Origin of the sequence: Paenibacillus suaedae, assembly GCF_032337355.1 — a bacterium.
In the GTDB taxonomy this organism is placed as follows: domain Bacteria; phylum Bacillota; class Bacilli; order Paenibacillales; family Paenibacillaceae; genus Paenibacillus_B; species Paenibacillus_B suaedae.
Window position 1 is genome coordinate 1 of sequence record NZ_JAVYAA010000019.1, and the last position, 1,069, is coordinate 1,069.

Sequence of the window (1,069 nt, forward strand, 5' to 3'; positions counted from 1 at the left end):
GTTCCTGGGAGCTTTCCTAAAGCGCTCTTCACTTTCTGTAAATGGGGCTTCATGCAACGTGTGTCGGTAGGCCGCTGATGCAAACTGTATCCGACAATGAATTGATCCTCTGTGCCGATCTGTACATTATAGCCGGGCTTGAGCTGGCCATTCTTCATATGATCTTCTTTCATTCGCATAAAGGTAGCGTCCGGGTCGGTTTTGCTGTAGCTATTCCGTTCTCCAAGCACTTTCTGGTGATGTTCGTAGCTTTTTAATCGCGGCAAAAAATCTTTACGCAACAACCGAACTGCCTTTTTTAGTGGTTTATCTTTAGGTTGTTCCTGCAGCTTTTGTTCCAGTTTCTCTACCGCTTGTTCCAACTTCACGCTCGTGACTTCACTCAATTCGCCCAGCTCTAGTAAATCTCGATCTTGTAGTTCTTGCTCTTCCTGCCGCTCTGCTTCTTCAATGCTCGTAAACAATACTTTTACTTTCTCTTGCAAATTAGCTTTGTGCTTCGCCACAGATTTTCCCCATACGAAGGTGTACTTATTCGCATTCGCTTCGATTTTTGTACCGTCTACAAAATAATGCTCCAACTTAATGTACTTCTCCTCAATAAGGAAACCAAGGATAGACGTGAAGATCTTTTCAAGCACGCCTCTCATTCGCTCGGAGCGAAAACGATTAATGGTACGGAAATCCGGACGCTGTCTGGCTGCAAGCCACATAAAAGGAATGTTCTCTCTCACGGCTTTAGCAATTTGGCGAGAAGAATAAATACGTTGCGTGTAGGCGTAGATGATAATTTTAGTGAGCATTTTCGGGTGGTAACTATTTCGGCCTCCACCGGGATAAGCTGCTGCAAATATTTGATCGTCTATGCGATTCACCGCATGATTGATGATACGAACGAGGTGATTTTGGGGAATGTCTTCTTCCAAATCCATTGGCAGATAAAGTTGATCCATGCTATATTGAATGTACAAAGAAACCGTTCCTTTCGTAAATGGTGGGTGGTACTTCCATTTTACTAAAGAACGGTTTCTTTTTGTTTTACATATTTGAAAACAAGGGGGCGTCCCAA

General features: G+C 43.4%; 1 protein-coding gene. It reads right to left on the bottom strand.

The genetic code is table 11. The features are described from left to right. The coding region (locus RQP50_RS29225; protein WP_315747497.1) for an IS1182 family transposase at positions 1 to 971 on the bottom strand (971 nt) is incomplete at its 3' end. Positions 972 to 1,069 lie beyond the last annotated feature (98 nt).